Annotated in this window: 21 protein-coding genes; 16 read left to right on the top strand and 5 right to left on the bottom strand. The window is 70.4% G+C overall.

The genetic code is table 11. The features are described from left to right. Nucleotides 1-2 precede the first annotated feature (2 nt). Genes ACIBG8_RS21495 through ACIBG8_RS21460 form a run of 8 tightly spaced genes read left to right on the top strand, consistent with a single transcriptional unit; the run spans nt 3 to nt 10,108 of the window. Nucleotides 3-2,654 (top strand): CBM35 domain-containing protein, encoded by a 2,652-nt coding sequence (locus ACIBG8_RS21495; protein ID WP_397344633.1) that lies wholly within the window; start codon nt 3-5, stop codon nt 2,652-2,654. Beyond that, nucleotides 2,651-4,336 (top strand): glycosyl hydrolase family 28-related protein, encoded by a 1,686-nt coding sequence (locus ACIBG8_RS21490; protein ID WP_397344632.1) that lies wholly within the window; start codon nt 2,651-2,653, stop codon nt 4,334-4,336. Before ACIBG8_RS21495 ends, ACIBG8_RS21490 begins: the two co-directional genes overlap by 4 nt. A 15-nt stretch (nt 4,337-4,351) precedes the next feature. Beyond that, nucleotides 4,352-5,374, top strand: a complete 1,023-nt coding sequence (locus ACIBG8_RS21485; RefSeq protein WP_397344631.1) for an ABC transporter ATP-binding protein — start codon at nt 4,352-4,354, stop codon at nt 5,372-5,374. Further along, nucleotides 5,367-6,413 carry an ABC transporter ATP-binding protein gene (locus ACIBG8_RS21480; protein ID WP_397344630.1) on the top strand — a complete coding sequence of 349 codons (1,047 nt, stop codon included), beginning with the start codon at nt 5,367-5,369 and terminating at the stop codon, nt 6,411-6,413. Before ACIBG8_RS21485 ends, ACIBG8_RS21480 begins: the two co-directional genes overlap by 8 nt. Next, nucleotides 6,410-7,258, top strand: a complete 849-nt coding sequence (locus ACIBG8_RS21475; protein ID WP_397344629.1) for a carbohydrate ABC transporter permease — start codon at nt 6,410-6,412, stop codon at nt 7,256-7,258. Before ACIBG8_RS21480 ends, ACIBG8_RS21475 begins: the two co-directional genes overlap by 4 nt. Before the next feature lie 47 nt (nt 7,259-7,305). Continuing rightward, nucleotides 7,306-8,058: a carbohydrate ABC transporter permease gene (locus ACIBG8_RS21470; protein ID WP_397346156.1), complete on the top strand. Its 753-nt coding sequence runs from the start codon at nt 7,306-7,308 to the stop codon at nt 8,056-8,058. A gap of 2 nt (nt 8,059-8,060) precedes the next feature. After that, nucleotides 8,061-8,336: a DUF2160 domain-containing protein gene (locus ACIBG8_RS21465; protein ID WP_397344628.1), complete on the top strand. Its 276-nt coding sequence runs from the start codon at nt 8,061-8,063 to the stop codon at nt 8,334-8,336. Between the two features lie 14 nt (nt 8,337-8,350). Continuing rightward, the gene (locus ACIBG8_RS21460; protein WP_397344627.1) at nt 8,351-10,108 is read left to right on the top strand and encodes an ABC transporter substrate-binding protein; all 1,758 of its coding nucleotides are present in this window, start codon (nt 8,351-8,353) and stop codon (nt 10,106-10,108) included. On the opposite strand, the gene ACIBG8_RS21455 is transcribed toward ACIBG8_RS21460, so the two are convergent. From ACIBG8_RS21455 to ACIBG8_RS21445, 3 genes are all read right to left on the bottom strand, one after another. Further along, entirely contained in the window at nt 10,075-11,403 is a 1,329-nt protein-coding gene (locus tag ACIBG8_RS21455) for a DUF2207 family protein (RefSeq protein ID WP_397344626.1), read from the bottom strand. The genes ACIBG8_RS21460 and ACIBG8_RS21455 overlap by 34 nt on opposite strands. 88 nt (nt 11,404-11,491) lie before the next feature. Beyond that, complete coding sequence (locus ACIBG8_RS21450; RefSeq protein ID WP_397344625.1) at nt 11,492-12,919, bottom strand: PLP-dependent aminotransferase family protein; 1,428 nt, start codon at nt 12,917-12,919, stop codon at nt 11,492-11,494. Between the two features lie 50 nt (nt 12,920-12,969). Further along, nucleotides 12,970-14,868 carry a hypothetical protein gene (locus tag ACIBG8_RS21445; RefSeq protein WP_397344624.1) on the bottom strand — a complete coding sequence of 633 codons (1,899 nt, stop codon included), beginning with the start codon at nt 14,866-14,868 and terminating at the stop codon, nt 12,970-12,972. A 159-nt stretch (nt 14,869-15,027) separates the two neighbouring features. Between ACIBG8_RS21445 and ACIBG8_RS21440 the strand changes: the two genes are divergently transcribed. Continuing rightward, a complete protein-coding gene (locus ACIBG8_RS21440) occupies nt 15,028-16,896 on the top strand; it encodes an ATP-binding protein (protein WP_397344623.1) in 1,869 nt (622 codons plus the stop codon). A 3-nt stretch (nt 16,897-16,899) separates the two neighbouring features. On the opposite strand, the gene ACIBG8_RS21435 is transcribed toward ACIBG8_RS21440, so the two are convergent. Then, nucleotides 16,900-17,268 (bottom strand): hypothetical protein, encoded by a 369-nt coding sequence (locus tag ACIBG8_RS21435; RefSeq protein WP_397344622.1) that lies wholly within the window; start codon nt 17,266-17,268, stop codon nt 16,900-16,902. A gap of 106 nt (nt 17,269-17,374) precedes the next feature. Here ACIBG8_RS21435 and ACIBG8_RS21430 point away from each other — a divergent pair, with 106 nt between their 5' ends. Continuing rightward, complete coding sequence (locus tag ACIBG8_RS21430; RefSeq protein ID WP_397344621.1) at nt 17,375-19,045, top strand: IlvD/Edd family dehydratase; 1,671 nt, start codon at nt 17,375-17,377, stop codon at nt 19,043-19,045. On the opposite strand, the gene ACIBG8_RS21425 is transcribed toward ACIBG8_RS21430, so the two are convergent. After that, nucleotides 19,029-19,937: a carbohydrate kinase gene (locus ACIBG8_RS21425; protein WP_397344620.1), complete on the bottom strand. Its 909-nt coding sequence runs from the start codon at nt 19,935-19,937 to the stop codon at nt 19,029-19,031. The genes ACIBG8_RS21430 and ACIBG8_RS21425 overlap by 17 nt on opposite strands. Before the next feature lie 117 nt (nt 19,938-20,054). Here ACIBG8_RS21425 and ACIBG8_RS21420 point away from each other — a divergent pair, with 117 nt between their 5' ends. From ACIBG8_RS21420 to ACIBG8_RS21395, 6 genes are all read left to right on the top strand, one after another. Further along, on the top strand, nt 20,055-21,035 hold the full coding sequence (locus tag ACIBG8_RS21420) for a sugar ABC transporter substrate-binding protein (protein ID WP_397344619.1): 981 nt from the start codon (nt 20,055-20,057) through the stop codon (nt 21,033-21,035). A gap of 2 nt (nt 21,036-21,037) precedes the next feature. Next, on the top strand, nt 21,038-21,991 hold the full coding sequence (locus ACIBG8_RS21415; RefSeq protein ID WP_397344618.1) for an ABC transporter permease: 954 nt from the start codon (nt 21,038-21,040) through the stop codon (nt 21,989-21,991). Continuing rightward, nucleotides 21,988-22,797, top strand: coding sequence for an ATP-binding cassette domain-containing protein (locus tag ACIBG8_RS21410; protein WP_397344617.1), 810 nt, complete (start codon nt 21,988-21,990; stop codon nt 22,795-22,797). Before ACIBG8_RS21415 ends, ACIBG8_RS21410 begins: the two co-directional genes overlap by 4 nt. Before the next feature lie 15 nt (nt 22,798-22,812). Then, nucleotides 22,813-23,808, top strand: a complete 996-nt coding sequence (locus ACIBG8_RS21405; RefSeq protein WP_397344616.1) for a LacI family DNA-binding transcriptional regulator — start codon at nt 22,813-22,815, stop codon at nt 23,806-23,808. A 50-nt stretch (nt 23,809-23,858) separates the two neighbouring features. Next, the gene (locus tag ACIBG8_RS21400) at nt 23,859-25,382 is read left to right on the top strand and encodes a beta-N-acetylhexosaminidase (protein WP_397344615.1); all 1,524 of its coding nucleotides are present in this window, start codon (nt 23,859-23,861) and stop codon (nt 25,380-25,382) included. 136 nt (nt 25,383-25,518) lie between these two features. Further along, a complete protein-coding gene (locus ACIBG8_RS21395; protein WP_397344614.1) occupies nt 25,519-26,925 on the top strand; it encodes an ankyrin repeat domain-containing protein in 1,407 nt (468 codons plus the stop codon). The last annotated feature ends 1 nt before the right edge of the window (nt 26,926 follow it).

Below are 26,926 nucleotides of genomic sequence, written 5' to 3'. Positions count from 1 at the left end.
TAGTGGTTGTCCTCATATGTGGATTCATCGGTGCTTCCGCCGCCGAGGTGGAGCATCCGCGCCAGGAGTGGCTACGCAAGTCCACCGCAGGACTGTTCCTGCACTGGGGCATGTTCACGGCGCCCAAGCACCTCGACTGCGCCCAGTGGGAGCGCGACGTCACCGAGGGCGGCTGGAGCGCCGACTACTGGGTGGACGAGGCGCGCAAGCTCGGCGCCTCCTACATCGTTCTCGCCACCTTCCACAGCCGCCTCGGCTACGCCAGGCCCTGGCCGTCCAGGGTTCCGGGAAGCTGCGCCACCCAGCGCGACCTGCTCGGCGAGCTCCAGGCGGCCGGTAAGGCCATAGGCGTGAAAATCCTGCTCTACATGACCGACGACCCCCAGTGGCACAACGAGCAGGGCGTGGAAACGCTCGACTCGGCCGCCTACTCCGCCTACAAGGGCCAGCAGATCGACCTGACCACCAGAAGAGGGTTCGGCCAGTACAGCTACGACCTGTTCACCGAGGTTATGGAGAAATATCCGGACTTGGGTGGGTTCTGGATCGACAACGACAACGAGTACTGGGAAGACAACCACCTCTACGAGCAGATCAGGCAGAAGCGCCCCGACTGGCTGCTGAGCAACAACAATGAAGACACCCCGATCATGGACACGGTCAGCAACGAGCAGAAGACCGGCATGACCCCGTCCTACGACTACCCGGCAGCCGCCTGGACCCCGATGCCCCGCCTGGTCGAGGCCGACTACAAGCTGCCCACCACAGGAGACTGGTGGTACGACGGCGGCGACCACCCGGTCGACACCCGCCTCAGCACCGGCCGCTACATCACCAACGCCGGATCCTCGATCAAGTCCCTGATGGCCGAGACCCCGATGGTCAACGGCAGGTTCCCACCGCAGCAGGAGGCGTTCAACGCCTTCATGTCCACCTGGGTCCCGCCGATCAGCAAGGCGCTCAAGGGCACCGAGGGCGGCGGCTACATGTACGGCGGCATGCAGCCCGGCTTCTGGAACGACGGCGCCCACGGCGTGATCACCGTAGAACCGGGCGCGAGAACCCAGTACGTGCACGTCGTGACCAGGCCAAGGATCGACCAGGTACGGCTGCGCGACAACGGCTACTGGGTCACAGCGGTGAAGAACCTGCGCACCGGCAGGCCGCAGCCCTTCGCCCAGTCGGGCGGCCACCTCACGATCAGGAACATCACGGACTGGGACCCGTACGACACCGTCTTCCAGGTGGAGACCGCGGGCCAGCCGTTCACCACCACGGTCAAGAAGGACACGGACACCTTCGACATCCCCATCGACCTGGGCAGGCGCAAGATCGTCACTGCCCTCGCGATCAACCAGCGCGAGTGGTCGCCCACCTACGCGAGAGAGACGTTCGGCAGGCCGGAGGACTCCGCGCGGATCAAGGACTACCGCGTCTACGTCAGCGACGACGGCAAGAACTGGGGCGAACCCATCAAGGAGGGCGCCCTGCAGAGCGCCCGCGGCGTGCGGTTCATCGAGCTGGGCGGCCGGCTGACCAGGCACATCCGCCTGGAGGTGCTCAACACGTGGGCGGGCCCGCAGGCGCCGAGGTTCTACGGGAAGCTCCTGATCGACGAGATCAGGACCGTGTTCGCCCACCCCTTCTCCCCGGTACGGCTCCCGCTGGAGGGCGAAGAGGCGGGCCGCCCGATCCCGTGCCTGTCCTGCTCCGGCGGCTTCCAGGCACGCGCCCCGCTGACCTTCAGGAACGTGACCGTGCCTGAAGCGGGCACCTACCGCCTGCAGATCGACTACTCGGCCGCCGCCGACACGGTCATGACCGTGCAGGGTGAGAAGGTGCCGGTCGCCAAGGACGTGCTGTCCAGTACGGCGACAGCCGTACAGCTCAGTGCGGGGGCCAACACGGTCACCATCGCAGGTGACGTGGGCGTCGACAGGATCGCCGTCTCGCCGCTGCCGCCGCAGGACTACACGCCCAGGACCACGATGACCGTCACGCCGTCCGGCCTGCAGTGGGTCGGTCCCGGCGAGCACGACATCACGGTGTCGGCGCGCTTCCGCCTCGACAGCGACGACCAGCTCGACCAGGTGACGCTCGGGGCCGCCACGACCCCGACCATGCGCCTGGGCCAGGTCCTCGATAGCACGTGGACGGTCAACGTCCAGGCTCCGTCGGACCTCCCGGTCGTCGCGCGATACCAGTTGCTCAGTCGGCAGCAGGAGGTCAGGAAGCAGGTGCAGGTACGGCTGCGCCCGGCCGACCGGGTGTTCATGCGGGAGGCGGAGGACTCGGCCAACCAGGTGGGCAGCGCGGGCATCACCGGCTGCGGGCGCTGCTCGGGCGGGCAGAAGGTGCGCAACCTCGGCGGCGCTCCCGACGCGTACGTGCTGTTCGAGAACGTCACGGTGCCGCAGGACGGCACGTACACGCTGTACGTCGACGCCACGGTCAACGGCGAGCGCTCCTACACCGTGACGGTGAACGGGGAGCCGCAGGGCGAGGTGAAGGTGACCGGCTCAGGCAACAGCACGCCGTACACGGTCAGCCTCCCGGTGACCCTCAAGGCGGGGACGAACACCATCAAGCTCGGCAACGACCACGACGCGGCACCGGACCTCGATCGGATCTCCCTCGGACAAGGAGCGTCATGACCCCCTCGATGAGCCGCCGCACGCTGATCGGCAGCGCCGCGGCGGCCTTACCGGCCGCCGCGCTGGGCGCGACGCCCGCCGGCGCGGAAACCGGGCCAGCAAGCTACACCCAGACACCGAGTGTCACAAAGGACGAAGCGTTGTTCGCGCAGTGGGCGGAGGCGCCGGGCACGCATCCTCTCGTCGCGAACATCGCCAGAGCCGGTTACCGCCTCGGCTCCAGAACCCCCAGGTACAAGACGGTCGCCAGGGTGACCGACTTCGGCGCCCGCGCCGACGGCGTCACCGACTGCACCCCCGCCTTCAACGCCGCACTCAAGCACGCGGGCGAGCGCGGCGGCGGCACCGTGATCGTCCCCCCGGGCACCTACCTGATGACCGCCCCCGTCTTCGTCCACTGGTCGAACGTCGTCCTGCGCGGCGCGGGCAAGGACAGGACGATCCTCCACTTCACCCGGCCCCTGGACGACTCCTACCGCCAGAACAGGCAGTCCACCGGCAACAGCCGCTGGTCCTGGACCGGCGGCCAGATCTGGTTCATCACCCAGGAGCGCAAGGCCCGCTCGGAGGCCGAGGACTTCGCGGGCACCGAGGGCTGGCTGCTCGGCGACACCCTCGCGACCGTCGCCGCCGCGTCCCGCGGCCAGCACACCCTGCTGGTGGACGACGCCACCAAGCTCAAGGCGGGCGACCTGGTCGTCCTGGAGAGCGACAACCCGGCGGACGCCAGCCTGCTGAAACACCTGGCGGGCGACGTGGCCGGCGCCCAGACCTACGACTGGCCGCGCAGGGCCCCGCAGCTCACCACCGGATCGGGCGGTCAGTACGTGCAGTACGCCTCCCTCCAGTGGCCGGTACGGATCACCTCGGTCGAGGGCCGCCTGGTGCGGCTGGCCCAGCCGCTCCGCTACGACCTGCGGCCGAGCTGGCCGTCCAGGCTGCGCGAGATCGGCCCTGCGGTGCACGACAGCGGCGTCGAGCAGCTCACCGTGCGCAACGAGCTCGTCGCGATGACCGCCCACAACAAGCACCCAGGATCCAACGGCGTGTGCTTCCAGGCGGCGCACGACTGCTGGGCGAGCGAGGTGAAGGTGGAGAACTGCGACCTCGGTTTCGGCTTCACCACCGCCAAGTCGTGCACACTGTCTGACGTCGTCGTGGGCGGCAGGTCGGCGCACCACAGCTTCGCCTGCCGCATGCAGTCGCACGACAACCTGGTCGACGGCTTCGAGATCGAGGCGTTCACCGTGCCCGTCCCGGCGGGAGCCGTACACCACGGGTTGAACCTGGAGGGGCTGTCGGCGGGGAACGTGTGGCGGCGCGGGAGGATGGCCGAGGGCACCTTCGACACGCACCGGGCCATGCCGTTCGAGAACGCCAGGACCAGCATCACCCTCGTCAACAACGGCAGGGTCGGCGGGTCGCAGGCGTCCGGACCGCTGTTCGGCGCGCGGATCGCGCACTGGAACGTGGTGATCACCAGCGGCAGCCCGTACGCCATCACGATCGGCGACGTCGCCCCGCGCAGCGTCACCGTCGGCGTCCAGGGGGTCACCGGCACGGTCAGCGAGCTTCCCGCCGACTTCGCCGGAGATCTGGAGAACCTGCAGACCGATCTGGGAGTCAGGCCGAGTGTCACGGACCTGTATCAGGCGCAGCGGGACCATTTACGGCTCCACTGAATTCCTTCATGTTGGATGGGAGGATCTCCACCATTCCGGCAGAGAGGGCTGTACGCCGTGCCGCTCATTCTCGACGGCGTTTGCGTACGACAACAGGGCGAGACCTGGCTAGACGACATAAATCTAGAATTATCCAGCGGAATGACGACACTCATCGGCCCGCTGACCTCGGGAAAGACCACGCTCATGCGGGTCGTGGCCGGACTGACCGCGCCGACCTCCGGCCGAGTCGTGGTCAATGGAATGGACGTCTCCGCGATTTCGGTGCGAAAGCGTTCTGTCGCCTTCGTCTACCAGCAATTCATCAACTATCCGTCACTCACCGTCTACCAGAACATCGCCTCTCCGCTGCGCGGATATGACCGGAAGAAGATCGACTCCAGGGTCCGCGAGGTCGCCGCGCTCATGGGCATCGAGGACCTGCTCGCGCGCCGCCCGTCCGAGCTGTCCGGCGGCCAGCAGCAGCGCACGGCGATCGCCAGGGCGCTCGCCCGGCCCGTGGACGTGCTCCTCCTGGACGAGCCGCTGGCCAACCTCGACTACAAGCTCAGGGAGCAGCTGCGCGCCGACCTGAAGGGCATGTTCGCCGACGTGCCCGGCATGGTGCTCTACTCCACGACCGACCCGGCCGAGGCGCTCCTGTTCGCCGCGCCGACCGTGGTGCTGGGGGAGGGGCGGGTGCAGCAGGTCGGCGACGTGGCCGAGCTCTACGACCGGCCGCCCTCGCTGGCCGTCGCCGCCGCGCTGAGCGATCCGCCGCTGAACGTGCTGCCGGGGGAGGGTGGCCTGCTCGGCGTCCGCCCGCACCAGGTCGCCATCGAGCGGACCGGCGACGACGACCTGGTCCTTCCCGCCGAGATCAGGGTGGCCGAGGTGACCGGCAGCGTCACGTTCCTGCACCTGCTGCTGGAGGACGGCAGGCACCTGGTGGCCCAGTTGCCGGGCACCCAGCTGTTCACGCCAGGCGAGCGCACGACCGCCTACATCAACCCCGCCCACCTGCTGGTCTTCGACGAGGCGGGAGCGGCGCGTGGCTGAGATCAGGCTGGAGGGCGTCGGGCACAGCTACGACGGCGGCACCACGTGGGCGCTCAAGCCGATGACGTGGACCTGGCAGAGCGCCAGGGCCTACGCACTGCTCGGGCCGAGCGGCTGCGGCAAGACGACGCTGCTGAACATCGTCTCCGGCCTGCTCACCCCGACCGTCGGGCGCATCTTCCTGAACGACCGCGAGGTCACCGGCGTGCCCACCGCGGGGCGCAACATCGCGCAGGTCTTCCAGTTCCCCGTGCTGTACGAGCAGATGTCGGTCTACGACAACCTCGCCTTCCCCCTCAGGAACCGGAAATTTCCCAAGAAAGAGGTCGACGAGCGGGTCCGTAAGGTGTCGGAGCTCCTCGGGCTCGACGGTCACCTGAAGCTCCGGGCGCGCAGGCTCGACGCGGGCCGCCAGCAGATCGTCTGCCTGGGCCGCGGGCTCGTACGGGCCGACGTGGCGGCCGTGCTGCTGGACGAGCCGCTCACCGTGGTCGACCCGGCGATGAAATGGACGCTGCGCAGCAAGCTCAAGGAGATCCACCGCGACACCGGGCACACGCTGATCTACGTCACCCACGACCAGACCGAGGCGCTGACGTTCGCCGACGAGGTGGTGGTGCTCAAGGACGGCGAGATCGTGCAGGCGGGCGAACCGGCTGAGCTGTTCCTGTCTCCGGCGCACGAGTTCGTCGGCCACTTCATCGGCTCGCCGGGCATGAACCTCCTACCTGCCGAAATTTCGCAAGAAATGGTGATGTTAGGCGCGCAGGAGGCCGGGCGGATAACAGGACTGGAACCGGGACCGGTCAACATCGGGGTGCGGCCCGAGTTCGTCAAGCTCGGAAAAGGCCTCCATGCCACCGTCACGGGTGTCGACCGGATGGGGTCGCACCACCTCGTCCACGCCGAGATCGACGGACACCCTCTGACCGCCAAGACCGGCACCGACGTCACCCCGTCGCCCGGCCAAACCGTGCAGGTCGCCTTCGAGAGGGCGTTCCTCTTCCGCGACCAGGTCAGATGCGGGGAGCTCGGATGAGGAACAACCGCGCCTGGCTGCTCGTCCTGCCCGTGGTGCTCTCGGTCGCCTTCACCGCCGTCATCCCGCTGATGACCGTGGTGAACTTCTCGGTGCAGGACATCTTCAGTCCCACCGACCGCATCTTCGTCGGCCTCGACTGGTTCAGGTCCATCTCCCGCGACCCCGAGGTGCGCGGCGCGTTCGTCCGCACGCTGCTCTTCTCGGCCCAGGTCCTGCTGATCGAGATCCCGCTCGGGGTGGCGATCGCGGTGTGCATGCCGCGGCGCGGCTTCTGGGTGTCGGTGGCGCTGGTCGTCGTGGCCCTGCCGCTGCTCATCCCGTGGAACGTGGTCGGCACGATCTGGCAGATCTTCGCCCGCGGCGACATCGGGCTGGGCGGCTGGGCGATCAACCACGTGATCAACTTCAACTACACGCTCGACTCGACGGACGCCTGGATCACCGTCCTGGTCATGGACGTCTGGCACTGGACGCCGCTGGTGGCGCTGCTGGCCTACGCGGGGCTCCGGTCGATCCCCGACCCCTACTTCCAGGCGGCGCAGATCGACGGGGCGTCGGCGTGGGCGACGTTCAGGCACATCCAGCTGCCCAGGCTGCGCGGGGTGCTGACGATCGCGATCCTGCTCAGGTTCATGGACAGCTTCATGATCTACACCGAGCCGTTCGTCGTGACCGGCGGCGGACCGGGCAACGCGACCTCGTTCCTGTCCATCCTGCTGTCGAAGATCGCGGTGGGGCAGTTCGACCTCGGGCCGGCCGGGGCGTTCTCGCTGCTCTACTTCCTCATCGTGCAGATCGTGTCCTACGTGTTCTTCACCGTGCTGACGAGGAGCGGGCGATGAGGCTGCCGTGGTCGCGCCTGGTGTTCTGGCTGTACGCGGCGACGCTGATGTTGCCGCTGCTGTGGATGTTCGGGATGTCGATCCGGCCGAACGAGGACATCCTCGGCAGCTTCTCGCTCCTGCCGCAGCGGGTGACGTTCGACAACTACGCGACGTTCTTCACCAACGAGGTCTGGTACTCCAGCTACCTGAACTCGATCATCTACACCTCGATGAACGCCGTCATGTCGCTGGTCATCGCGCTGCCCGCGGCCTACGCCTTCTCGCGGTTCAGGTTCGCGGGGGACAAGCACCTGTTCTTCTGGCTGCTCACCAACCGCATGGCCCCACCGGCGGTCTTCCTGCTGCCCTTCTTCCAGATCTACCAGTCGGTCGGGCTGTTCGACACCCACCTCGGCGTGGCCATCGCCCACATGCTCTTCAACGTGCCGCTCGCCGTATGGATCCTCGAAGGGTTCATGTCCGGCATCCCGCGCGAGATCGACGAGACGGCCGCCATCGACGGCTACTCGCTGCCCAGGTTCTTCCTCCGGATATTCCTGCCGATGATCCGCTCGGCCATCGGCGTCACGCTCTTCTTCTGCTTCATGTTCAGCTGGGTCGAGCTGCTGATCGCCAGGACGATCACCAGCGTGAACGCCAAGCCGATAGCCGCCACCATGACCAGGACCGTCAGCGCGGCGGGCGTCGACTGGGGCCTGCTCGCGGCGGCGGGCGTCCTGACGATCATCCCGGGCGCCGTCGTCATCTGGTTCGTCCGTAACTACATTGCCAAGGGCTTCGCGCTCGGGAGGGTCTGACCGTGCTCGAGTGGATGGTGTGGACCCCGCCGACCGCCCTGGTCTTCGCCGGGCTGGCCCTGCTCCTGATCGTGATGACCGTATGGGGAAGGATCTCGCCGCCCGTGGCGCGGCGCGGCTTCCTGCGCATCGAGACCGACCGCGGCGACCGGCTCTACATCGGGCTGATCAGCGCGGCCGTCGTGCTCGCCGGATGGATAGCCCTCACCGACCTGTCGATGTGGCTCGCGCTCGGGTGCGCGCTCGTCGTCGCGCTGGTGATCGGGATATGGGGATGAGCCGGGAGGTAGTCGTGAGACTCAAGAGGGCAACGATCGGGCTGGCCGTGGTCGGCCTGCTGGCCGCCGCCTGCTCCACAGGGGCCGGGGAGAAACCCAAGAGCGACTTCAAGGAGGCGGACGGCAAAGCCGCCGCGCAACGCTGGATCGCCTCGGAGTTCACCCCGTCGACGCTGTCCAAGGAGCAGCAGCAGGCCGAGATGGACTGGTTCATCAAGGCGGCGGCGCCGTACCGGGGGATGGAGATCAACGTCGTCTCCGAGACCATCACCACCCACGAGTACGAGTCGCAGCAGCTCGCCAAGGCGTTCACCGAGATCACCGGGATCAAGATCAAGCACGATCTGATCCAGGAGGGCGACGTCATCGAGAAGCTGCAGACGCAGATCCAGGGCAACCAGAACATCTACGACGCCTACGTCAACGACTCCGACCTGATCGGCACGCACTCGCGCGGCGACTACGTCCTCCCGCTGTCCGACTACATGTCCGGTGAGGGCAAGGACGTCACCTCGCCGACGCTCGACCTCAACGACTTCATCGGCATCAGCTTCACCACCGGGCCGGACAAGAAGATCTACCAGCTGCCCGACCAGCAGTTCGCCAACCTCTACTGGTTCCGCTACGACTGGTTCACCGACCCGAAGATCAAGAAGCAGTTCAAGGACGCCTACGGCTACGACCTCGGCGTCCCGGTCAACTGGGCGGCCTACGAGGACATCGCCGACTTCTTCACGAACAAGGTCAACGGCAACGGCCAGATCGACGGCAAGAAGGTCTACGGCCACATGGACTACGGGCGCAAGGACCCGAGCCTCGGCTGGCGGTTCACCGACGCGTGGCTGTCCATGGCGGGCAACGGCGACCCCGGCATCCCCAACGGGCTGCCGGTGGACGACTGGGGCATCAGGGTCGAGAACTGCCGCCCGGTCGGCTCCTCCGTCACCCGCGGCGGCGACACCAACGGCCCCGCCTCGGTGTACGCGCTGACGAAGTACGTGGACTGGCTGAAGAAGTACGCCCCCAAGGAGGCGGCGGGCATGAACTTCAGCGAGGCCGGGCCGGTGCCCGCCCAGGGCAACATCGCCCAGCAGGTCTTCTGGTACACCGCGTTCACCGCCGACATGACCAAGGCCGGGCTTCCCGTGGTGAACGCCGACGGCACGCCCAAGTGGCGGATGGCGCCCAGCCCGCACGGCGCGTACTGGAAGGACGGCAACAAGCTCGGCTACCAGGACGCCGGTTCGTGGACGCTGCTCAAGAACACCCCCAAGGAGCGCCGAGCCGCCGCGTGGCTCTACGCGCAGTTCGTCACGTCCAAGACGGTGTCGCTGAAGAAGTCGATCACCGGCCTGACCTTCATCCGCGACACGGACGTGCGCAGCCAGTACTTCACCGACAACGCCAAGAAGTACGGCGGGCTGATCGAGTTCTACCGCTCGCCCGCGCGCAAGCAGTGGACGCCGACCGGCACCAACGTCCCCGACTACCCGAAGCTCGCCCAGCTCTGGTGGCAGAACGTCGCAACAGCCGTCACCGGTGAGACCACGGCCCAGCAGTCGATGGACAACCTCGCCAAGCAGCAGGACGACATCCTGGCCCGCCTGGAGCGGCGCGGCTACGGCGGAAACTGCGCGCCGAAGCTCAACCAGGAGCGCGACGCCCAATACTGGCTGGACCAGCCGGGCGCGCCCGCGCCCAAGCTCGCCGACGAGCGCGGCAAGCCCGAGACGCTGGACTACGACAAGCTCCTGGCCACCTGGGGGAACTGATCGATCGGCTGGATCTCGCCGATCCAGCCGAGCCCCCTGATGACCCTCGCCCTGACCACGTCGCCCTCGGAGAGGCGGTTCCACAGCTCCTCGTCGATGCCGTAGGCGCGGAGCTGCCTGCTGGTGCCCTCGTCGATGGCGCACCAGTGGGCGTAGTTCGTGTGGTTCTCGTTGCCGCCGACGCGCTGCCTGCGCAGCCGTACGACCTGGCCCTCCAGGTGGGCCGGCGAGTTCAGGCCGCGCGCCAGCGGGACGAGTGCGACCGCGACGCCGACGGCCAGCCCGCCGAGCGTGGTCAGGGAGTGCGGCCACAGGTCGAAGGCGCTGAGGACCACCAGCACGATCCACGACCAGAAACCGGCGAAGAACCCGGCGGCCAGCGCGCGGCCCACCGTGTGCAGCGGCTTCCTGCCCCAGACCAGCCGCGAGGGGTAGCGGACCTCGACGGCGTGCCACATGCCGCCGTAGGAGGACCAGGCGCGGCGGTCGTCGGCCGGGACGCTCACCGGCAGGCTCTTCACCGCGCGCGGAGCGAGCCCGAGGGCGGCCGCGTAAGCCAGCGGCCGCCCCCAGACCGTGACCCCGGCGGCCGGCTGGTCGCCGAACCGCGCGGTGGCCAGATGTGCGCGGACGCCCAGCCAGTGGCCGGCCGCCCGCGCCCCCAGAGCGGTGCCGCGCTCGCCGTTGAGCTTGCCCACCCAGGTCATCAGCAGGAAGAACGCCATCACGGCGAGGCCGATGCCCGCGCCGAGGTCGTGGTCGGTGTCCGACAGCGTCACGCCCAGCGCCAGGAAGAAGGCCGGTACGGTCGCCGCCGCGGTGAGCAGTGTGAGGTGTGACCGGCTCCAGCGCGGGCGCGACAGGCCGCGGGCCCGCGCGTCGGCGACGACGGTCTTGCGGAACGTCTTCCACCAGGTGCCGAGGTGGCGCGACCCCTCGGCCAGCGCGCCCGTGGCGACCACGCCGTCCGTGGCCAGCGCGCGCACGTGATCGTAGACGAGCTGCTCGTAGGGGTTGAGCGCGTCGGCCCTGCGCAGCCGTACGAGGGACAGCTCCGGGCCGACCTCCTCGATCTGGACGGCGCCGCGGGCGGCGAGGTCGAGCAGCGTCGCGGCGCTCGCCTCCTCGCACAATCGCCAGCCACCGGTGATCAGGTCGACCACGGCCGGCGGCTCGCCGGCGAAGGCGGCGGTCGGCGGCACCGGCTGGATCTCCGGGTTGCGCGTGCGCACGGCGAGGACCAGCAGGAGCACGGCCCACAGGGCCACGGCCGCAACGGCGGGAACGAAGGTCACCACGGCCTCCTCGAACGGGGTTGGCCTCCGATCAGAGCACCAACCCCTTGCAAGCCGCTTTCGAGCCGTCAGACGCCGTCAGACGCCGTCAGACGCAGCCTGGTACGGCCTCAGTGTTCTCCCACATGGTGCCTCCCTTCACCGTGGGGGCGTTCCATCCCGTTCCATCGGCGATGGAACGGGTGACGACGGCGAGCGCCCGGCGCAGGGTCACCTCGTCCAGATGGGCGTAGCCGAGCACGATCCCGCTGCCAGGCGTGCGCCGCTCGTGGTAGTAGTCCGCCAGGTCGGCGACCCGGACCTGGCGCTCGCGCAGGTGGGCGACGAGCTCGGCCGCGCCGTACCCGGGCAGCAGGACCGTCGCGGTCGCGCCGGTCTCCGAGCCCAGCAGCACCGTCCCGCCCAGCGCGCGCCGCACCAGCGCGCGCTTGCGCGCGTAGACGGCCGACAACCGGTCCGTACGGCGGGCCACGCACCCCGAGGTCAGCAGGTCCGTCACGGCGACCTGGCACGGGTAGGACGGCTGCTCGATGTCCGCCTCGATGCCCTTGGCCAGGCGGCGCGGCACGACCGCGTACGCCAGCCTGAGCGTCGGCGTCAGCACGTCGCAGAACCCGCCGACCAGCACCGTCAGCGCGGGGTCGCCGACCGCCATGATGCTGGGGCTGGGCCCGAGCCCGGCGTTGAAGACGCCGTCGAAGGCCGGTTCGATCACCAGCGCGCCCCGCTCCGCCGCCCACGCGGCGAGCGCCTCCCTGCGTCCCAGGGACATGCGCACGCCCAGCGGGTCGTTGCGCTCCGGCATGACGACCAGCGTGTCGCAGGCGCGCGGGATCAGGTCCACGCGCGCCCCGGCCAGGTCGACGGGTATCGGCAGCACGGCGCCCAGCCCGCGCACCACCCTGCGCAGGCCGGGCGGCGCAGGGTCCTCCAGCCCGATGACCGGCGTGCGCCTGCCGGAGGCGCGCATGACGAGCCGCAGCGCCTGGCCGTAGCCGGAGGTGACGATCACCTCGTGCCCGTCGAGCACCAGCCCGCGCGAGTCGCGCAGGTGCGCGGCGATCGCCGCGCGCAGCTCGGGCAGGCCGAGCGCGGGAGTGTCCTCGTTCGGCGGTTCCCTGTGCGTGGCCCTGCGCCAGGCGGCGCGCCACGCGGCCAGCGGGAAGCCCTCGACGCCCGGCCGTCCGGGCGTCATGTCGATCAGGCCGCTGGTGTCCTCGTGGGCGCGTTGCGCGCTGCCGCGCTCCCGCATCCTGCCCGGCGCGACGTAGGTGCCCGAGCCCGGCCTGCTCACGATGTAGCCCTCGGCGTACAGGACCTCGTAGGCGGACAGCACCACGCCCCTGGAGATCCGCAGCACCCCGGCCATCGTCCTGGTCGACGGGATCCGGGTCTCCACCGCCAGCTGGCCCGTGTCGATCGCCCTGCGCAGCTGGTCGGCGAGCTGGTCCTGAAGCGGCTCGCGGCGATCCCGGTCGAGCCGGATCGGCACGCTGAGCCTCCGTGCGTTACGCATGATTATCCCCTTTTGATCCCCTTCCCCCTACGGCGTTCCATCCCGTTCCATCACCGCGGCCTGTAGGAGCACCGCACCCCCGTCTGCACCGTCCTGCGCAGCTCCTCGCCCACCACGGGGTCGGCCTCGGCGATGCGGGCCAGCGCCCGCCTGATCGCCTTGCCCACCGCGATCCGCGCCCGCTCCGAGCTGCCCGCGAACCCGCGCGCCCGCCCGCCCATGCCGGTCGCCGCCGCCAGCTCCTCCAGCAGCCAGTCGCGCTCCGCGCGCAACGCCGAGGCGCGGTGCGTGTCGTTCATCGCCTCGAGCTCGTCGATCTCGGCGGCCAGCTGCTCCAGCCGCTGCTTGTAGGTGCGCTTGGCCTGGTCGTCCAGGATCGGCTGCGCCGCCTCGACCAGGCTCTCCGCCGCTCCTGGACCGGCGGCCAGGTCGGTGGCGCGGATCTCGGACCCCGGGTTGGCGATCAGCATGGCCAGGTGGCGCATGCCGACGCTGTGGTCGACGAGGACGACCCGGCCGGCGATCTCCAGCTGCCACTGCTTGCCGTGCCGCCTGCACTCGGCAGCCACCGAGCGCGGCGCCCCCTGCGCCCCCGGCAGCACCATGCCCAGCTCGTCCGCCTCCCGCCTGGCCTCGGCCAGCTCGCGCTCGGCGCTCGGCTCGTGCACCACGGCCAGCGCCTGGCCGAGCCGCCACCGCGTCAGGGCGAGCGCAGGCCAGTGGCCGAGCGCCAGGTTGTCGGCCACGCCCGCGCGCAGATGCTCGATCGCCCGGTCCACCTGACCGGCCGTGAGCGCGGCGACCCCCAGCGCGTGCTGCACCGAGCCGAAGCACGCCACGCCCAGGCTGGCGACCACCGGCAGACCGGCGTACGGCAGCAGCAGCTCGTAGGCCTCCGCCGCCGTGTCCGCGTCGCCCAGCAGCCCGGCCGCCTCCACCACCCCGTACATCGACAGCAGCCACGTGCTGGAGCGCGGCAGCTCGGGCAGGCGCAGCTTGGCCAGCATGCCGACGGCCAGCCTGCGCTCACCGGCGGCCGCGGCCGCGACGGCCGTCCCGGCGAAGTAGGAGTTGTCCACGGCGCTCAGCGCGGGCGAGTGCACCAGCTCGGTCAGAACCGGGACGAGCTCGCCGATCCGGCCCTGGAACCAGCGGATCGCGCCGAGCTGCCCGCCGTACCAGCCGGTCATGTCGATGTCGCCCGCCGCGGCGCCGAGACCGGCGCACGCGTCGGCGAGCTGCTCCGCCTCGTCGAACCGGCCCGCCCTGATCGCCAGCATCACCTCGATCGCGCTGACCACGAAGGCGACGGCGCGGTGGTCCTGCATCTCCAGCAGGACGCGCAGCTCCTCCAGGCGGCGCTCGGCGTGCGGGTCCCCGGCGAGGAACAGGTCGACGGTCTGCCACATCAGGCCCATCAGCAGGTCGCCGCGCCTGCCCGTCCTGGTGGCCTGGTCCACGAGCTCCTCGGCCAGCTCCAGCCGCAGCCGCACGTGGTCGGGGCCGAGCAGGCAGTGGTGGGCCAGGCTCAGCGTCTCGGCCAGGCAGACCGGGTCGCCGCCGCTCCTTGCCTCCTCCAGCACCTCCATGATCGCGTCGTGGCCCCCCGCGCGGTAGTCGTGCTCTCCGGCCAGGCGGGCACGCAGGCGGAAGGCGACCGACGAGCGCCGGTCGATCACCGTCAGCGCGCGGCGCTGCCTGGCCCTGACCATGCCCGCGTCGGCGGCCGTCCGGTGCTCGTGCACCCACAGCCCGCCCAGCCCCAGCGCGGCGCGGGCCAGCGCGGGACCGTCGCCCTCGCGGTCGGCCGCCTGGTACGCCTCGTCGAACAGCCGTCTCGACGCCTGCAGGTCGCCGTCGGAGTGCAGGGCCCGTTCCCCTGCAACCAGCGCCGCCTCGACGTCCACGGATGCGGCTTGGAGTCGCCCCAGCTCCTGTGCCACCTCCACAAGTGCCTCCCACCCGAGGTAATAGAACCTTCTACTAGGAAGACGGCTCCCGGTTGCATCTGGATTAACGGAGGCTTGACCAATCAACTTGCTATGGCGTTAAGAAGCTCGCTCGAGTGGCACTGGTCAAGGGGCGACGCGAGGTGCACACTGCGCGCTATGTCCGCTCGCCTGGGAGATCGGCTCGACTCGGCGCGCCGTCGCGGGTTCGTCGGCAGGCACGGGGAGCTCGCCGCGTTCCGCGCCATGCTCGGCGGCGACGCCGCGCAGATCCTGCTCGTGCACGGCGCGGGCGGGGTGGGCAAGACGGCGCTGCTGCACCAGTACGCGTGGCTTGCCGCGCAGGACGGCAGGCAGGTCGTGTGGCTCGACGGCCACGACCCGTCGGCCGAGTTGGAGGTGACCGGGGCAGAACGCCTGGTCCTGCTCGTCGACACCGCGGAACGCCTCGGCCACCTGGACCGATGGCTGCGCGGCGAGCTCATCCCCAGCCTGGCAGCCGACGCCCTCGTCGTGATCGCGGGCCGCGACCGGCCCTCGCCCGTCTGGCGGGCCGACCCCGGCTGGCGCGAACTGGTCAGCATCGTGGCGCTCGGCAACCTCGGCCACGAGGACGGCAGGCGGCTGCTGGCCGCGCGCGGCGTGCCCGAGGACGAGCGGGAGGCGGCGCTCGACTTCACCCGCGGCCACCCGCTGGCCCTGGCGCTCGTCGCCGACGTGTCGGCGCAACGCAGGTTCTCCGCCTCGACGGCGCACGAGGTGATGGGGGAGCTGCTGCGCAGCTTCGTCGACACGGTGCCGAGCCCGCTGCACCAGCAGGCGCTCGAAGCCTGCGCCCAGGTGCTGGCGACCACGGAACCCCTGCTCGGCGCGCTGCTCGGGGTGGACGACGGGGCTGAGCTGTTCGCCTGGCTGCGCGGCCTGTCGATCATCGAGTACGGCTCGCGCGGCCTGTTCCCGCACGACCTGGCCAGGGAGGCGCTGGTCGCCGAGCTGAGCTGGCGCGACCCAGAGGGCTGCGCCTCGGTGCGTGCGCGGGCCGACACCTACTACCGGCGGCAGTTCGCCGCCGCCGATCCCGCCGGGCGGCAGTCGACGCTGCTCGACTACGTCTACTTGCACAGGGCCACTTCGGTGCTCGGCCCGTTCGTGACCGGTTACCCGCAGACCGCCGGGCTCAGCGCCGACCGGCCGACCAGGGCCGAGCTGGGGACGATCGTGTCGTGGGTGCGCAAGCACGAGGGCGACGAGGCGGCGCGGCTGTGCGAGCGGCTGCTGGCGAGCCAGCCGTCCTCGCCGACCGTGGTCAGGACGGCGGCGGGCGAGGCGGTCGGCTTCTACCTGCTCGTCGACCTGCCAGACGGCGCGCGCATGGTGCGGTTCTGGATGGACGGCACGCACTACCAGGATCCGTCACCGGTGCAGCTCTTCATCACCGCGCACCTGTTCCGCTCCTACCTGACCACGCCGTGCCCCGAGCGCACGCTGCTGGTGTTCGCCGAGGCGGAGCCCTGGGTGGAGGGGTGCGCGCACGTCGACTTCCACCGGCTGCCCGAGGCCGACTTCACCGTCGGCGGGCACACCTACGCGGTGTTCTGGCACGACTGGCAGGCGGTGCCGCCGCTGGCGTGGGTGGCCCGCCTGGCCGCGCAGGGCGCGCTCGCCACCCAGCCGGCGCTGCTGTCCGAGGAGGAGTTCGCCGCCGCCGTGCGCGCCGCCCTCCGCTCGTACGGCAGAGCCGACGGGCTGCGCGGCTCCCCGCTCCTGGGCGCGATGATGGTGCGCGACGGCGACCTGCGCGCGGTCTTCGAGGAGACCTCGGCGGAGCTCGCCGCCTCGCCCCGCGACGTGAAGATCCATCGCGTGCTGCACCACACCTACCTGCGCCCGGCCAGGACCCAGGCGGACGCCGCCGAACTGCTGGGCCTCCCCACGACCACGTACCGTCGTCACCTGGCCGCGGGGGAGGCCCGGTTCGTCGAGCTGCTCTGGCGGCGCGAGCTGGACGCCCGCCGTATTGATCAGTAGGCCTCAGAACTCGCCGTCGGACAGGATGTAGAAGTTGACGAGCGTGTTCTGGGTACCGGTGTTCTTGGCGCAGACCGTGTAGTCGTCGGCGCCGGGGAACGGCGGGTAGGTGTTGGCCTTGAACTCCTTGGCCCAGCCGCTGACCCGGCCGCCCGTGGTGTAGATCTGCACGCCGTTCTTGTACATGAAGAACTTGGCGCCGTCCGCCGTGGCCGTGCCGTCGCCGCGCACCTGGGTGTTGGCGTGCTGCCCGACGCAGGCGACGCTGCCCGGGGTGAGCGTGCCGCCCCAGCCGACCTGCGCCGAGGCGGACGTGCCCGCCGCGACCACGGCCGCACCGGCTGCGAGGGCGACGAGGATGAGCTTCTTCATGGCTACTCCTTCGAGTTCGAGTGGATGTGCTCGTGAAGGTAGGCCGGATGAATAGCCGCAAAGCAGCCCATTCCCTGTCCACTCCGGGGCCGATAAGGTCCCGATGATGGGGCTCAGGAGCGCGCACTGGTACGCGGGCAACGACAGGAACGCCTACATCCACCGCGCCTGGATGCGCCGCGGCATCCCCGGGGACGCCTTCGGCAGACCGCAGATCGCCATCGCGAACACCGCCTCCGACCTCACCCCCTGCAATTCCCACCTGAACGAGGTGGCGGAGAGCGTCAAGGCGGGGATCTGGGCGGCCGGCGGGGTGCCGCTGAACCTGCCCGTCGTCTCCCTCGGCGAGACCAACGTGCGTCCCACCGCGATGTTGTGGCGCAACCTGGCCGCCATGGCGACCGAGGAGATGCTGCGCGCCAACCCCATCGACGGGGTGGTCCTGCTCGGCGGGTGCGACAAGACGATCCCGTCCCTGCTCATGGCCGCCGCCTCGGTGGACCTCCCGGCCGTCGTGGTGCCGGGCGGCCCGATGCTCACCGGGCACTTCCGCGGCGTCCCGCTGGGCTGCGGCACCGACGTGTGGCGGCTGAGCGAGGAGGTCAGGGCGGGCACCCTGTCCAACGACGCCTTCCAGGCCAGCGAGTCCTCGATGATCCGCAGCAAGGGCCACTGCAACACCATGGGGACCGCGTCCACGATGGCGTTCATGGCCGAGGCGCTCGGCATGACCATTCCAGGTACGGCCGGCATCCCGGCCCCCGACAGCAGGCTCCTGCAGCGCGCGCACGAGTCAGGCGCGCTTGCCGTCGAGCTGGTGCGCGAGGGCCGCACACCCAGCCAGGTCATGACGCGGGGCTCGTTCAGGAACGCGATCGTCACGCTGGCTGCCACGGGCGGCTCGACCAACGCGGTCATCCACCTGCTGGCCATCGCCGGACGGCTCGGGGTCGAGCTGGAGCTGGACGACTTCGACCGGATCGGCGCCGGGGTGCCGCTGCTGGTCGACCTGCAACCGGCGGGCAGGCACCTCATGGACGACCTGTTCAGGGCGGGCGGGCTGCTCGCCGTACTGAACGAGGTCCGCGAGTCGCTGGACGGCGAGGCCGTCACGGTGACCGGGCGGCCGCTCACCGACTATCCCGGCGAGATCTGGGACGCCGAGGTGATCAGGCCGGTGCTGCCCGACGCGGGCATCGCCGTCCTCCGGGGAAACCTCGCCCCGCGCGGCGCGGTGATCAAGCCCGCCGCCGCCTCGCCCGAGCTGCTGCGCCACCGTGGCCGGGCCGTCGTGTTCGACAGCGTCGAGGACCTGCACGCCAGGCTCGACACCGTGGACGTGGACGAGACCTCGGTGCTCGTGCTGCGCGGCTGCGGGCCGAAGGGGTACCCGGGCATGCCCGAAGTGGGCAACCTGCCGCTCCCGGCGAAGCTGCTGGCCAAGGGGGTGCGGGACATGGTGCGCATCAGCGACGCGCGGATGAGCGGCACCGCCTACGGCACGGTCGTGCTGCACGTCGCGCCGGAGGCGGCCGTGGGCGGTCCGCTGGCGCTGGTGCGGGACGGCGACCCGATCGTGCTCGACGTGCCGGGCCGCAGGCTGGAGCTCGACGTGCCCGACCTGTCGAGCAGGACCGCGGTGACCACCGGCTTCGCCAACCCGGTACGCGGCTGGCAGCGGCTCTACGTCGACCACGTCATGCAGGCCGACCAGGGCGCCGACCTCGACTTCCTGACCGGCTCCAGCGGGCCCGAGGTGGCTAGGGAGTCACACTGAGCTCGCTGGCCCAGGGCGGGTTGGCGCCCGCGACCGAGCAGGTCCAGGCCGCCACCCGCACGGCGAACGCGGCCGCCTCCACGGCCGTGTCCAGGTCGAGGTCGAGCCGCCCGCCCAGGTGCCCGTGCCCGTCCAGCCAGTGCAGGAACCCGGCGGTGAACGAGTCACCGGCCCCGACCGTGTCGACGACCGCCACCGATCTGGCGGGTACGGCGGCACGCCGCCCGTCGAGCGACACCAGCGCCCCTCCGGCGCCCCTGGTGACGACGACCAGCCGGGCGCCGAGCGCGTGCCAGCCGTCGCACGCCGCCTCCACCGAGGTGCCCGGCAGCAGGTAGGCGAGGTCGTCGTCGCTCAGCTTGAGCACGTCGGCGAGCGCGCACCACCGGGGCAGGCGCTCCAGATACTCCTCCCGCGTGCCGAAGGACGGGCGCACGTTCGGGTCGATCGAGACCGTCGCGTCCACCGAGGCGAGCAGCTCCTCGACGGCGGCCGACCTGAGCAGGGCCATCGACCCGGTGTGCAGGCACGCCATCGGCGCCAGGCCGGACAGCTCAGCCGCCGTCCACTGCCAGTCGGCCGCGCCCTCGGCGTGGAAGGAGTAGCTGGCGTGGCCGTCCCGGTCGACCGTGGCGACGGCCAGCGTGCTCGGCTCCGCCGCGGTCACGCAGCCGGACAGGTCGACGCCCGACGCGCTCAGGTGCTCGCGGAACAGCTCGCCGAACACGTCCGTGGACAGGCGGCCCAGGAAGCGGGTGACCGTACCGAGTCTGGACAGGGCCACGGCGGTGTTGGCCGGGCCGCCGCCGGGCAGCACCCGCATCGACAGCTCGCCGGGCAGCCGGGTCGCGAAGGCGTCGGCGACGCACTCGCCCAGAACGGCGACGTCCATGTTTTCACCCCAGGCATTGACGTTTGGTGAATCGGAGTTCATCATCGCAGCACGGCGATGTCAACGTTGACATATGTCAACGATGACATCTCATCCCCCCACGTAGAAGGACGTCACATGCACACCATCGCAAGGCTCTCGGCGGGAGTCCTGGCGACCGCGCTCCTGGTCGCAGGATGCGGGGGCAACGAGGGTTCCAGCCAGATCAAGGTCGGCCTCATCACCAAGACGGAGACGAACCCGTTCTTCGTGAAGATGAAGGAGGGCGCGGCCGCCGCGGCCAAGTCCCAGGGCGCCGAGCTGCTGTCGGCGGCAGGCAAGTTCGACGGCGACAACGCCGGCCAGATCACCGCCATCGAGAACATGGTCGCCGCCGGGGTGAAGGGCATCCTCATCACGCCCAGCGACACCAAGGCGATCGTCCCGGCGATCAAGAAGGCGCGCGACGCGGGCGTGCTGGTGATCGCGCTCGACACCCCGACCGAGCCGCAGGAGGCCACGGACGCGCTGTTCGCCACCGACAACTTCAAGGCGGGCGAGCTCATCGGCGCGTACGCCAAGGCAGCCATGGCCGGCAAGCCAGCCAAGATCGCCACCCTCGACCTCGCGCCCGGCATCACCGTCGGCAAGCTGCGCCACGACGGCTTCCTCAAGGGCTTCGGCGTCGCCGAGGGCGACCCGTCGATCGTCTGCTCCCAGGACACCGGCGGCGACCAGTCCAAGGGCCAGACCGCGATGGAGAACTGCCTGCAGAAGGCGCCCGACATCAACGTCGTCTACACCATCAACGAACCCGCCGCGCTCGGCGCCAACACCGCGCTCAAGGCGGCGGGCAAGGACAAGGACGTGCTGGTCGTCTCCGTCGACGGCGGCTGCACCGGCACCAAGGCCGTGCAGAGCGGCGTGATCGCGGCGACCTCGCAGCAATATCCGCTGAAGATGGCCGACCAGGGCGTCAAGGCCGTCGTCGCGTACGCCAAGGGCGGCCAGAAGTCCTCCGGCTACACCGACACCGGTGTCACCCTGATCACCGACAAGCCCGCGACCGGCGTGGACGCCAAGGACACCACCTTCGGCCTCGCCAACTGCTGGGGCTAGAGATGGCCGCCATCGAAGCCACCCTGCCGCGCAGGATCCTGTCCACCCCGACGGCAGGCCCACTCGCGGCTCTGCTGATCGCCTGCGTGTTCTTCGCCTTCCAGTCCGACCGGTTCCTGTCCGGCGGCAACTTCTCGCTGATCATCCAGCAGGTCATGGTCGTCGGCACGCTGGCCATCGGCCAGACGCTGATCATCCTGACCGCGGGCATCGACCTGTCCAACGGCGCGATCATGGCGTTCGGCGGCATCGTGATGGCCAAGCTGGCCCTCGACCTGCCCGCCCCTGTCGCCATCGCCGCCGGTCTCGCCGTGTGCGCGGGCTTCGGCCTGGTCAACGGCCTCCTGGTGACCCGCGTCAAGCTACCCCCGTTCATCGTCACGCTGGGCATGCTCAACGTGGTCTTCGCGCTGACCCACATCTACTCCAAGGACCAGACGGTCAGCGGCCTGCCGGACGCGCTGACCTTCCTCGGGCAGACGTTCCCGATCGGCGGCACCAGGGTCACCTACGGCTCCCTCCTGACCATCCTGCTGTTCGTCGTGTTCGCCTACCTGCTCGGCCAGACCGCCTGGGGCAAGCACGTGTACGCGCTCGGCAACAGCCAGGAGGTGGCCAGGCTCACCGGCATCCGCACGCACCGGCTGACCATCGGCGTCTACACCGTCGCCGGTCTCGTGTACGGCATAGCCGCCCTGCTCCTGGTCTCCCGCACCGGTGTGGGCGACCCGCAGGCCGGGCAGACCGACAACCTCGACAGCATCACCGCGGTCGTCCTGGGCGGCACCAGCCTCTTCGGCGGACGCGGCCTGGTCATCGGCACGCTGATCGGGGCGCTGATCGTCGGCGTCTTCCGCAACGGCCTGCAGCTCATGGGCGTGCCGTCGATCTACCAGACCCTCATCACCGGCATCCTGGTGATCCTCGCCGTCGCGGTGGACAGGAGGAAGAAGTGACCCCCGTCCTGCAGGCCCGCGGCCTGGTCAAGCGCTACGGCCACGTCACCGCCATCAACGGCTCCGACTTCGACCTGATGGCGGGCGAGGTGCTCGCCGTCATCGGCGACAACGGCGCGGGCAAGACCAGCCTGATCAAGGCGCTGACCGGCGCCGTGCAGCCCGACGAGGGCGAGATCCTGCTGGACGGCGAGCCGGTCAGGTTCCGCGACCCGCTCGAAGCGCGCCGCCACGGCATCGAGACCGTCTACCAGGACCTGGCCGTCGCCGCCTCGCTCGACATCGCCACCAACATGTTCCTCGGCCGCGAGCTCAGGCGGCCCGGCCTGCTCGGCAGCGTGTTCCGCCTGCTCGACAAGAAGCGGATGCGCGAGGAGTCGGCCAGGCACATGGAGGCGCTCAAGATCGGGCTGCCGTCGCTCGCCGTACCCGTCGAGTCGCTGTCCGGCGGGCAGCGGCAGGGCGTCGCGGTGGCCCGCGCGGTCGCCTGGGCCTCGCGGGTCGTGGTGATGGACGAGCCGACGGCCGCGCTCGGCGTCAAGGAGTCCGGCCAGGTGCTCGACATGATCAGGCGGGTCAGGGACCGCGGCCTGCCGGTCGTGCTGATCAGCCACAACATGCCGCACGTCTTCGAGATCGCCGACCGCATCCACATCCAGCGGCTCGGCAAGCGGGTCGCGGTGGTCAAGCCGGGCGACTTCAGCATGGCCGAGGTGGTGGCGGTGATGACCGGCGCGATCCAGATCTCCGAGGGAAAGGCGGTCGTGGCGGACCAGGACGCGGCCGAGGCCGTCGGGCTTTCATGACTACGATCTGATCCCATGGCCACCACGCGGCGTCCCACCATGTCCGACGTCGCCCGCGAGGTCGGCGTGACGGCCAAGACCGTCTCCAGGGTCCTCAACGAGGAGGGGCCGGTCGCGCTCGACACCCGGGAGAAGGTGCTGGAAGCCGTGCGCAAGCTCGGCTACCAGCCCAACCTCATGGCGCGCAACATGCGGGTCGGCGCGCGCGACGCGGCGATCGGCGTGGTCATCCCGGAGATGGGCAACCCGTTCTTCGGCACCGTGGCGGGCGGCATCGAGTCGGCCGTGCGCGAGCGGGGGCTGACGGTGATCGTCGGCTCCTCCAGCGAGACGGCCGAGCTGGAACGCTCCCTCATCTCGGCCTTCCTCGCCCGCCAGGTGAGCGCGCTGATGGTGGTGCCTTCTGCGGCCAGCGACCACCGCTACCTGCGCTCGGAACGGCTGGCCGGGCTGCCCATCGTCTTCCTCGACCGCCCGGCCGTGGGGCTGGCCGCCGACTGCGTGGTCAGCGCGAACCGGGAGGGGGCCAGGTCGGGGGTGGAGCACCTGGCGGGGCGCGGGCACACCAGGATCGGCTTCGTCGGCGACCAGCCGGTCACCCTCTACACCAGGCGCGAGCGGTTCGCGGGATACCGGGACGCGTTGGAGGCCTTCTCTCTCCCGTTCGACAGGGCGCTCGTGGAGAGCGGGCACGACTCCTCCGCCGCAGCCGAGGCGACGCTGCGGCTGCTGGCGCTGCCCGACCCGCCGACCGCGTTGTTCACCGCCAACAACTTCGCCACCACGGGCGCGGTGGTCGCGCTGGCGCGGGCGGGGCGAAAGGACGTGGCGCTGGTCGGTTACGACGACCTGCCGCTGGCCGAGGTGCTCGACCCGCCGCTGACCGTCGTGGCCCAGGACCCGGCCGCGATGGGCGCGGCGGCGGCTGAACTGCTGCTGGCCCGGCTGGACGGGACGCGCTCCAAGGCCCAGAAGACCGTCATCCCCACCAAGCTCATCGTGCGCGCTTAGGCGTATTTACGGGGGCTGATCGCTTTCGTATGGTGAGCAGGGAGGCGACCATGAAGGCGATCCTGGCACTGCTCCTGGCCCTGTACCCCCTGGGGGGAGTGGCCGAGGCGGCAGCCGCGGCACCCCTTCCCTTCAGCTCGATCGTCCCGGTGCCGGTCACCGCGACGCCCGCTGCCGGTGTCACCTACGAGATCACCGCGGCGACCACGATCTACTCGGAGGCCCCCGGCGCGGGCGACCAGCTCGCCCAGCTCCTGCGCAGGTCGACCGGGTACCCGGTGGCGATCGTCACCTCGCCGCCCGCCAGCGGCATCTCGCTGTTGCTGAGCGGCGCCCCCGCCGGTGCCGAGGCGTACCAGCTCGACGTGACCGCCTCCTCCATCGTGGTGCGCGGCAACAGCGCGGCCGGGCTGTTCAACGGCGTGCAGACGCTGCGCCAGCTCCTGCCGTATGCCGCCGACAGCCAGACCGTCCAGCCGGGACCGTGGCTCGTGGCCGGTGGCCGCGTCGTGGACCAGCCGCGTTACGCCTACCGGGGAGCGATGCTCGACGTCGCCAGGCACTTCTTCTCCGTCGACACCGTGCGCGCCTACATCGACCAGATCGCCCTCTACAAGATCAACTACTTGCACCTGCACCTGTCGGACGACCAGGGCTGGCGGATCGTCGTCGACAGCTGGCCGCGCCTGGCCACGTACGGCGGGAGCACGGCGGTCGGCGGCGGTCCTGGCGGCTACTACACCAAGGCCGACTACCAGGCGATCGTGGCCCACGCGGCCGCCAGGAACGTCACGATCGTCCCCGAGATCGACATGCCGGGCCACACGAACGCCGCGCTGGCCTCCTACGCCGAACTCAACTGCAACGGCGTCGCGCCACCCCTGTACACGGGCACCGACGTCGGGTTCAGCTCGCTGTGCACCGCCAAGGAGCTTACCTACACCTTCGTCGACCAGGTGATCGGCGAGCTCGCCGCGATCACGCCAGGTCCTTACCTGCACATCGGCGGCGACGAGGCGGCCTCCACCCTGCCGGCCGACTACGCGACCTTCGTCAACAGGGCGCAGCAGATCGTCGCGGCGCACGGCAAGACGGTCGTCGGCTGGCACGACGTGGTCAACGCCACGCCGCTGCCCTCGACGGTGGCTCAGTACTGGGGCACCACGCAGCGGAACACCGCGGTGGCGAACGCGGGCAGGAAGGTCATCATGTCGCCGGCCAGCAAGGCGTACCTCGACATGAAGTACAACCGGCGCACCCCGCTCGGACAGACGTGGGCGGGAACCATCGAGGTCAAGGACGCCTACGGCTGGGACCCCGGCGCCTACCTGACCGGCCTGCCGTCCGGCCAGGTGCTCGGCGTCGAGGCGCCGCTGTGGACGGAGACGCTCAGAACGGCGAACGACCTCGAGTACATGGCCTTCCCCAGGCTTCCCGCGATCGCCGAGCTGGGCTGGTCACCGTACGCCACCCACAACTGGACCGCGTTCAGGGGACGGCTCGGCGCGCAGAGCCCGCGCTGGCGTGTCATGGGCGTGGACTTCTATCCCTCTACGCAGGTCACGTGGCTATGATGGAGGGGCGTTTTCAGGGCGCGACCGGTCCGCGGGAAGGGCGAAGCCCACCTGAGCTCTTCCACATGTGACCGGGACCGACCTCTTTTCCGGCCTGACCGAGCGGACGCCAGGCGCAGACGGAAGGGAGGCCATCGTGCCTGTTCAGCGTCTCTGCGACAACCCCAGCCTCGAACACCTCCGCAAGCAGGCCAAGCGCCTGATGCGGGACGGCGACGCCGCGCTCGTCGCCGAGTTCCACCCGGACCCGCCGCAGCACCTCAGGCTCGCCGACGCACAGCTCGTCACCGCCCGCATGTACGGCTTCGCGAGCTGGCCCGCGCTCAAGCGCCACCTGGAGATCGTCTCCCGCTACACCCGCTCGCCGCACCAGGTGGGTGCGAGCGGCGTGCTGCCCGACGAGTTCCTGCGGCTTGCCTGCCTCACCTACGGCGACGACTACCGCGACAGGACCCGCCAGGCGGACGAGCTGCTGGAAACCCATCCTGACCTGGCCACGGCCAACGTCTTCACCATGGCGGCCACCGGCTCGGCCGACGCGCTGCGCGAGGTGCTCACCCCCTCGCTGGCGTCCGCGCGGGGCGGGCCGTTCGAGTGGGAGCCGCTGATGTACCTCGCCTACGCGCGGCTGGCCCGTCCAGGCGCGGCCGTCGAGACGGCCAGGCTGCTGCTCGACCACGGGGCGGACCCGGACACCGGGTACCTGTGGGACGGGCTGACCTCGCCCTTCACCGCGCTGACCGGCGCGTTCGGCGGCGGCGAGGGCGACCAGCCCGCGCACCCCGACGGGCTGGAGCTGGCCAGGACCCTGCTGGCGGCCGGGGCCGACGCCAACGACGCGCAGACGCTCTACAACAGGGGGCTCGGCGGGTCGTGGTCGGACGACACCACGCACCTGGAGCTGCTGCTCGACTACGGGCTCGGCAGGGGGAGCGGCGGGCCGTGGAAGGCCAGGCTGGGGCCCACGCTGCCGACGCCCGCCGAGTTGCTGCGGGACGAGCTGGCGACGGCCGCGCTCAGGGGCGGGCCCCGGCGGGCTCGGCTGCTGCTGTCCTTCGGCGCCGATCCCGACGGGGTGGGGGCGCATCCCGCCTACGAGGGGCGCCGGCCGTACGAGCTGGCGGTGATGCGCGGGCACGTGGAGGTCGGCGAGATCCTGGCGCGGGCGGGGGCGACGACCGCGCTGGGGGAGATGGAGGCGTTCGTGGCCGCCTGCATGCGCGGCGACGCCTCGGCGGCGCGGCCCGAGCTGGTCGCGCGGGCGCTCGCTGAGACGCCGTGCCTGATCAACCGGGCGGCCGAGCATCGGCAGGTGGCCGCGGTGCGGGTGCTGGCCGGGCTCGGCTTCGACGTCAACCACCGGCGCGGCACCACGCCGCTGCACGAGGCGGCGTGGAACGACGACGTGGAGACGGCCATGGCGCTCGTCGCGCTCGGCGCCGACCCCGCCATCACCGACACCACGCACGGCTCCACGCCCCTGGGCTGGGCGGAATTCGGGGAAAAGGTGCAGGTGGCCGCCTATTTGCGTACTCTTGGCTGAA

The sequence above is a fragment of the Nonomuraea sp. NPDC050556 genome (genome assembly GCF_044457355.1).
Taxonomy (GTDB): domain Bacteria; phylum Actinomycetota; class Actinomycetes; order Streptosporangiales; family Streptosporangiaceae; genus Nonomuraea.
Note: the sequence above shows the minus strand (reverse complement) of the source record. Positions and strands in the feature narration are given on the sequence as shown.